An 8,391-nucleotide genomic window follows, 5' to 3' on the forward strand; every position below is an offset into this window, starting at 1 on the left:
TATGACACATCAATCATTACTATTAAAAAAAGGTGACGTATCTTTTGAGTTTTTATCCACCGGTGATATTAAGAAAGCCCAATACAAATCAATTATGATTAATCAATGGATTAGCAATCCTCTGGACGGAAGTTTAAATCAGCTTTACCTTCGTATTCATGATGACAAGATAAAAAGTTATCCGCTTTTAGGAGCGAAAGCAGGAGCAGAATTTAGCTTGACTGAGATGAACGCTATTTATAAAGGCAAAGTAGCGGGACTTAATTATCAAGTTACTTTAGAAATCGGTGAAGAAGATACATGGTTTTATACTGTCAATGTCGATAATGACGGTCGCACGATTGATATCATGTATGGTCAAGATGTGGGGATTGGAGACCAAGGAGCAGTTAGAAATAATGAAGCTTATGTTTCACAATATATTGATCATTCTGTTTATGAAAAAGATAATGGGTATGTTGTCTGTTCTCGTCAAAATCAAGGGCAATCAACCGGTAATCCTTATTTAGAGCAAGGATCATTAAATAACATTGTTGGATATGCGACAGATGGTTTTCAATTTTTTGGTTTGGATTATAAAGAAACGAATATTCCTCACGCTTTAACAAAGAATCTACCAAATGAAGTATATCAATATGAATTTGCTTACACAGCTTTACAAACAGAAAAAACTAACGCAAATGATAAACTTTCCTTTGTTTTTTATGGACATATCAAAGGGGACTATCCTGACGCAGTAACTAATCCGTTACAAAATGATAAAGTACAAGTTATTTATGAGCGACTTAATATCAACACATCGCCATTACTCTACCATAGTTCACCAAAAGTAAATAATCAGATAGGTGAAGTTATTATTGGCGATACTTTAACTAAGGAAGAAATTAATCAGTTGTATCCAAGAAGGATTGAAGAAGAAATAAACGATGGGGAACTTCTTGCCTTTTTTACTGAAGATTACGAACATATAGTGTTAAAGGCAAAAGAACGTTTAGTAGAGCGTCCGCACGGGCACATATTAATGGGTAATCGGAATGACCATGTAACAGATGAAACAATCACATCTACAACATTTATGTATGGTTTATTCAATGCACAATTGGTATTAGGTAATACGAATTTTAATAAATGGATTTCGAATCAACGAAATGCGCTAAATATTATGAAGGCATCGGGTCAGCGAATCTATCTAAATGATGGTGAACGCTATCGTTTAATGACAGTACCGTCCAGCTATCATATTGGTTTAAATTTTACTCGCTGGACATATAAGATTAATGAAGATGTCATTGTTGTCACTGCTTATACCTCGCTAAATGATAAAAGCGTGAAACTTGAAGTTTGTTCTGAATCAGGAAAAGATTATCGTTATTTAGTGACAAACCAAGTAACGATGAACACAAATGAACACGATCAATCATTCATTATGGAAACAACAGATAAAGAATTAATTTTTAAGGCTACTCAAACGAGTGATAGCGCAACAATTTATCCACAGCTGTCTTACAAACTTAAAGTGGAAGGGGCTCATTACGACGTATATGATGGACGATTTTTTGTAGAAAATAGTTATGAACATGAGAGTTCACTTGTTGTATTAAAAACAACAGCAACAGATGCATTCACCATTACTATTCAAGGGACGTTAGACGGCACGTTCGAATCAGTATCAAACGATACGTTCGAGGAGAAAACAGCAACATATAAACAGTATTACAAAGAATTATTAAATGACTTTGATTTAACGCTAAAAGGAGAACGTCTAGATCATATAGAGAAAGTTAATGCCCTCGCCTATTGGTACACACATAATATGCTTGTACACTTCTCTGTGCCGCATGGGTTAGAACAATATAGTGGAGCTGCATGGGGAACGCGTGATGTATGCCAAGGGCCAATAGAGTATTTCCTTGCGACTGAAAATTATAATACAACAAAAGAAATCATTTTAAATATATTCAAGCATCAATTTGAAGATGATGGTAATTGGCCACAGTGGTTTATGTTTGACCGGTATCATCATATTAAATCAGGAGAAAGCCATGGTGATATTATTGTTTGGCCACTTAAGGTTATTGGTGATTACTTGGAAAAGACGGGTGATTATTCTATTTTAGATGAGAAGGTGCCGTATACGGTAAGAGGGACTCATAACTTTACTAAGGAATCCTACTCAGTTATGAATCATTTAGAAAAAGAAATTCAATATATCAGAGCACATTTCTTACATGGCACAGGATTATCTTCATATGGAGATGGTGATTGGGATGACACATTGCAACCAGCTAATCAACAGTTAAAGCAATATATGGTGTCGAGTTGGACGGTTGCACTAACTTATCAAGCAATGACGAAACTAGAAAGAGTATTTTCAAGCTTTAATGAAGAGAAGGCCATAGAATTTAGTGATTTGGCTAATAAAATCAAAAATGATTTTGAGCAATATATGCTTAGTACAGATGTGATTCCAGGATTTTTATATCTTGAAGATCCGAACAATCCGGTACCTATGTTACATCCCGATGATCAGACAACTGGGATTCACTATCGCTTATTACCAATGCAACGAAGTATCATAAGTGAACTAGTGCCAAAGTCAGTAGCAGATAGAAATTATCAATTAATTCAAGAACACTTAGCTTGCCCAGATGGTGTAAGGTTAATGAATCGTCCAGCTAATTACCAGGGAGGAGTGAACACTCATTTCCAACGTGCAGAAACAGCAGCTAATTTCGGTCGTGAAATCGGCTTACAATACGTTCATGCACACATTCGTTATGCAGAAGCAATGGCGAAATTAGGTAAAGAGAATGAAGTATGGTCAAGTCTAGAAAAGATTAATCCAATTGGGATTCAAACGGTTGTACCTAACGCCGAATTACGACAAAGTAATGCTTACTTTAGTTCATCAGATGGTAAGTTTAATGATCGCTATGAAGCACAAGCGAACTTTCATGAGTTAAGAAATGGGAAACGTGCTGTAAAAGGTGGATGGAGAATTTATTCAAGCGGACCTGGTATATACTTGAATCAACTTATCTCTCATGCATTAGGTATTCGCCCAATGCAGGATAGATTAGTTATTGACCCTATCTTACCAGATCACTTAGATGGTTTAGAGTTTCAATTTAATATATATAGAACCCCTATTATTTTTAAATATCACTTAAATGCGGATAAGTCCGGTTTAATTGTGAACGGTCGAACTGTATCCGTTCAAAAAGAACAAAGTCCATACCGATCTGGTGGATTGATAGTCGATAAAAAGGAATTATTACAGTTGTTGATGAAAGAAGATAATGTTGTCGATATCTTTATTCAGAGATAGTAGAAAAGGAGCTTAGCTCCTTTTTTATTTACCGTGTTAATCTTAGCTAGTCATGGATGGAAAGGAGTACTTTAATGGTTAATGTTATAACTTTTAATCTTCACGTAAACTATGGGCAGACAGGCGTAGCAGCTTGGCAAAAACGTAAAGTAATCATTGGTGAGTTTTTGTTTAATAGCGAGTGGGATATTTGTTTAACTCAAGAAGGTACTGAGGTGATGCATAATGATTTGATGGATTACCTTGATGAAATCTGTAAAGTGGCTGAACCACGTGCGATTGATGATGAATCCTGTATGATTTATTATCAAAAAAAGTGTTTGTCACTAATCGATGAAGGTACCTTTTGGTTATCCGATACAACGGATAAAAAAGAAAGTCGTATTAATGAATACGTACTTCCGCGAATATGTACGTGGGCTATATTCGAATCGAAGAGTCAGCCGCAATCTTTTGCCGTGTTTAATACGCATCTCGAACACGAAGATAAAGAGGTTAGAAATAAACAATTAAATATTTTACTAAAAGAAATAACAAAACTTATACCGAATAATATACCTGTCATTGTTGGTGGTAATTTTAATATGAAACTTAATACACAGTTAAAGAACAAAATGAATGAAAATGGGTATATCTCAATTTATCATGGTGATAGTCATTCATTAACAACATTTCATAACTATACAGGAGAAATATTTGGTGATGCTATTGATCATTTATTTTACCGCGTATCATTAGTCGATTTAAAAGCACATCAAATTTGTCATAACGTAAGCAAGGATGCTGCTATGAGTGATCATTATCCAGTCAAAGCAACATTTGTAATAAATGAAAGGTGGTATATTTTTAATGAGTAAGAAAATTAAATATTTAATATCAGCCTATTCGCGCTGTTCGTTGTCATTATTATGATGATGAGATATCAGTTTTATAATAAGGATGAAGCAATGCATGTTCTATTAGAAGATACTTATCGCTATTTTGATGATCATACGAATAGAGAGACAGGCTTAACTAGAGATCGTATAGATATTGAAGAGAATGATGTTAAAACATATAATCAAACATCTCCTACAAATATAGCAATGTATTTATCGAGTTTGGTTATTGCTGCAGAAGCCGAATTAATAAATTATAAAGAAGCTGAAGAAAAAACAGCATTAGTGTTAAATACCCTAGACTCACTCGATCGATGGAACGGACTGTTTTATAATTGGTACGTTGTTGACTCAAAGGAACAAATGACCGACTGGGGAAAGTTTATATCTTCAGTAGATAATGGTTGGTTAACTGCAGCTTTAATGGTCTCGGCTGAATATTTTTATAACCTCGAATCGCATGCAAATGATTTAATTAATCAAATGGATTATAGCTATTTATATGATAACAACATAGATAGACTATATGGTGGTTTTGATGTTGAACAAAATCAGTATACAAATCATCATTACGGTACGCTATATTCTGAAACACGAATGGCTAGTTATGTGGCTATCGGAAAAGAAGATGTGCCTTCTGATCACTGGTGGAAATTGGATCGAACTGCCCCGGAGGAGTTTGATTGGCAGCGACAGGTGCCTAAAGGTAAATTCGTTGAAAAAGAAAACACACAAATGTTTCAAGGATACTATGAATTGGGAGAAGAACGCTTTGTACCTAGTTGGGGCGGAAGTATGTTTGAAGCTCTTATGCCAGGACTTTATATAAATGAAAAGAAGTTAGCGGAAAAAGGATTAGGAGCGAATAACTATCAACATGTAAAATTGCAACAAAATTATTCAGAACAAAAAGGTTATCCTTTGTTCGGGTTCTCGCCAGCAGCTATACCTGATGGTTACAGTGAATTTGGTGTAGAAGAGCTAGGAATGAGCGGTTATGATGACCAAGCAACTATGACAGCACATGCTGCGATACTAGCAATAGATTACGATGATGAGTCGGTAAAGAACAGTTTTAAAATAATGAAGGAAAAGGACATGTATGGAGATTACGGTTTATATGACTCAATTAATTTATTGACTGAGGAAGTAACCCACTCTTATTTAGCATTGGACCAAGGGATGATCATATTAGCGTTGGGTAATTATTTATATAATGATATTATAAGGGAATATTTCCATGCACACCCATATGGAAATAATGCAGAACCTTTATTAGAAGAAGATTTCTTATTACAAATAGATAACTAATATGACGAAGAAGTGATAAAAACATATCGGATTACGACAATGATGTCACATTTCACTAACAATTCTTTTAAGGTTATTTAATGATTTCTGAACAGGTATTATAATATATATGATGTTAAAGTACAGTTAATAAATGTCCTGTATGAATTAATAATTATATTAACTTTTGAATTAAGGGTGAAACCAATGAAACGTGAGGACTTTTTTGATAATGCAAGGGTATTACTGATCTTTCTTGTCGTCTTCGGACACGTGATTCAACCATCGACTGCTGACTCAAAACCTTTGATGGCGCTATATCAAACGATTTATCTTTTTCATATGCCCGCAATGATATTTGTGAGTGGCTTTTTTGCGAAAGGGAAATGGGATCTCGTCTACTTTAAAAACTTAATGAAAAAAATAATTATGCCCTATGTCCTGTTTCAACTGCTTTATAATGTCATGAATTATTTTGAAGGCCAGTCTGTCAAAACGATGATGGAGCCTAACTGGTCACTGTGGTTTTTGTTGAGTCTTTTCAGCTGGCATCTTTTACTCGCTGTGTTTAAACGGTTACCAAAGACGTTAGGGTTACTACTTGCCTTTGGCATCGGGTTAGGTGTCGGTTACATCGATGCGATTGGCCATGTGTATAGCTTGTCACGTACTTTTGTCTTTTTCCCGTTTTTCTTACTTGGGTACCATGTCAACAAACAATGGCTTTTTCACTTACTTGATAGAACCCATACGAAACTTGCAGGTATACTGATCATTAGTATCGTTGGTCTCCATCTATTTCTTGACTATCCTGTGAAGCTTTTGTTTGGTTCGGCCTCATACGAGGCAATGGGCGTACCGGTGTTGGGTATTGTTTCTCGCGGATTTATTTATTTGGGCGCCATCATTTTAGGTTTTCTGTTCTTTACGGTTGTGCCCAAACAAGCGGTAACGTATTCAAAAATGGGTCAAAAAACATTGTATGTCTATTTACTGCACGGGTTATTCATCCAAACGATGCGGCGTTTAGAGCTCTTTCAAATCGAAGGACTAGTGACGCTTCTAGGGGCGATTGTTATAAGTGGTAGTCTCGTCCTCTTATTATCCAGTCCAGTTGTGACAGCTTTTTTTAAACCTTTGATTGAGCTTAAGACAGTGAAACAACGAGAGTGGCGACAGTTACTTGGTTCATATTATCATCAATCCAACGAGCGAACTTAACCCCAAAAAAAGCTAACCTCTTTAATCGTAAGCGCCAATCCATCAGGTAGGTCGGCACGACAAATAGCCTTTGCTACAATGTTAAGTGTAGTAAAGGCTATTTACATTTTGCCTGAACATCGGGATTCCATGGATAGAAAGTTTTAATAACTGATTCATCCATAAAGTTTTCCGTATTAGGCATTTGTTCAAATAGATAGGTCAGGCATTTGAAGGCATCAAGGCCATTAGATTTAGCTGTCTGTATGATGCTATAGGTGATCGCGCTTGATAGAGCACCGTCGGTGCTCGTTGAAAAATACCAGGCTTTCCTTCCCATAACGAGAGGGCGTATGCTACGTTCTGCTAAATTGTTAGATAACTGTAAGTCCCCATCTAATAGAACATTCATTAGATATTCTTTCTGATTTTTAGCGTACGTTATAGCTTTACCTAATAAAGAGGATGGCAGCACATGCGCCCCTTCTACCCACGTGAAAAATGCTTCCAAGACAGGGCGTAACTCTGTTTGCCTTTTTTTAAACCTTTCTTCGGTGGAAAGACTGCGCCAGTTTTTCTCTAATTTAAATAGCTTATCACAATAGTTACGACCTTCTTCTGCCTTAGATGCTGTAACTGGAGCGTCTCCCTTCGGGATGGCTTCATGAAATTTCCGTCGAACGTGTGCGAGGCACCCAACACGAGTGACGTTAGGAAGGTCGTTATAGGCATCATACCCATCGCTATGAAGAAAGCCTTTAAAGTCGGTCAAGAAAGTTTTAGGATGTATCGATCCGCGAGTGGGTTGATAATCATATAACACAATCTCACGATCGATGTGATCTCCTGTTCGATAGAGCCACATATAAGATTTAGATGTTGGCTTTCGATCTTTTTCTCTCAATACCTGTACCGTTGTTTCATCAGCGAATAAGATATGATTTTTAAGTAGCTCCTCACGAAGCGACGCATATAAAGGCGCTAAATAATCCTTTGAAACCTTAATGGCCCAATTTGCCATGGTCGTTCGACTTAATTCAATACCGGCACGTTGCCATTCCGATTTTTGGCGATTGAATGGCATATACTGTTCATATTTTTGGTGAAGTAACCAAGCGACAGCGCTAGGGGAGGCAACACTTTTCGGGATAACAGGTTGAGGCGTCTTTGCTTTGACAATGACATCTGCCCCGTCCGCTTTACACGTTGGACATTCATAGGCGTGACGAATATATACCTTCACTTGAAGTGTCGCTGGTATGTATTCTATTTCTCGTCTCACTTCCTCTCGTCCGATAGGGCGAAGCTCACTGTTACACCATTCACATTGACACGCTTCATCTTCGAGAAGACATTCCACTTCTTTGATAGGGACGGTTTTGTTGATATTATCATGTTTGGATTTTCTATTCTTTTTCTTTTTGATAACCTCAACCATCTCTGGTTCGTCACAATCAGGATCGCTGGCTATTTCAGGTTCGTTAAAGATGTTTAAATCTTCATCATTAAATAAAGCGAGCTGGTTCTCATCTACATAAGATCCTTTTTCTCTTGAACGACCATATATTTTGTCCAGTAATAAATTTACTTGTGCTTTTAGTGACTCATTCTCCATCAGAAGTTTATCAACTTTACCCGTTAACTCTTCCTCTAGTTTTGTCATCTTGATCACCTCTTTTCAATATTTATTCACTC

General features: G+C 36.5%; 5 protein-coding genes. 4 read left to right on the forward strand and 1 reads right to left on the reverse strand.

Features of this window, described 5'->3' with window-relative positions; all coding sequences use genetic code 11:
• The first annotated feature begins 1 nt into the window (after position 1).
• The 4 genes from JCM19043_RS05470 (at position 2) to JCM19043_RS05485 (ending at position 6,717) form a co-directional block, all read left to right on the forward strand.
• Positions 2-3,328: a GH36-type glycosyl hydrolase domain-containing protein gene (locus JCM19043_RS05470; protein WP_062320682.1), complete on the forward strand. Its 3,327-nt coding sequence runs from the start codon at positions 2-4 to the stop codon at positions 3,326-3,328.
• Positions 3,329-3,402: 74 nt separating this feature from the next.
• Entirely contained in the window at positions 3,403-4,185 is a 783-nt protein-coding gene (locus JCM19043_RS05475; RefSeq protein WP_062320685.1) for an endonuclease/exonuclease/phosphatase family protein, read from the forward strand.
• A gap of 57 nt (positions 4,186-4,242) precedes the next feature.
• On the forward strand, positions 4,243-5,517 hold the full coding sequence (locus tag JCM19043_RS05480) for a glucoamylase family protein (protein WP_197274749.1): 1,275 nt from the start codon (positions 4,243-4,245) through the stop codon (positions 5,515-5,517).
• A 186-nt stretch (positions 5,518-5,703) separates the two neighbouring features.
• Positions 5,704-6,717, forward strand: a complete 1,014-nt coding sequence (locus tag JCM19043_RS05485; protein ID WP_062320689.1) for an acyltransferase family protein — start codon at positions 5,704-5,706, stop codon at positions 6,715-6,717.
• A 97-nt stretch (positions 6,718-6,814) separates the two neighbouring features.
• On the opposite strand, the gene JCM19043_RS05490 is transcribed toward JCM19043_RS05485, so the two are convergent.
• Positions 6,815-8,359, reverse strand: a complete 1,545-nt coding sequence (locus JCM19043_RS05490; RefSeq protein ID WP_062320692.1) for an IS66 family transposase — start codon at positions 8,357-8,359, stop codon at positions 6,815-6,817.
• Between the last annotated feature and the right edge of the window lie 32 nt (positions 8,360-8,391).

Source organism: Halolactibacillus sp. JCM 19043, from assembly GCF_001310395.1.
In the GTDB taxonomy this organism is placed as follows: domain Bacteria; phylum Bacillota; class Bacilli; order Bacillales; family Amphibacillaceae; genus Halolactibacillus; species Halolactibacillus miurensis.

Coding starts and splice junctions, on each gene's coding strand:
- JCM19043_RS05470 (WP_062320682.1), top strand. CDS start 2: ATGACACATCAATCATTACTATTAAAAAAAGGTGACGTATCTTTTGAG.
- JCM19043_RS05490 (WP_062320692.1), bottom strand. CDS start 8,359: ATGACAAAACTAGAGGAAGAGTTAACGGGTAAAGTTGATAAACTTCTG.
- JCM19043_RS05480 (WP_197274749.1), top strand. CDS start 4,243: ATGAGATATCAGTTTTATAATAAGGATGAAGCAATGCATGTTCTATTA.
- JCM19043_RS05485 (WP_062320689.1), top strand. CDS start 5,704: ATGAAACGTGAGGACTTTTTTGATAATGCAAGGGTATTACTGATCTTT.
- JCM19043_RS05475 (WP_062320685.1), top strand. CDS start 3,403: ATGGTTAATGTTATAACTTTTAATCTTCACGTAAACTATGGGCAGACA.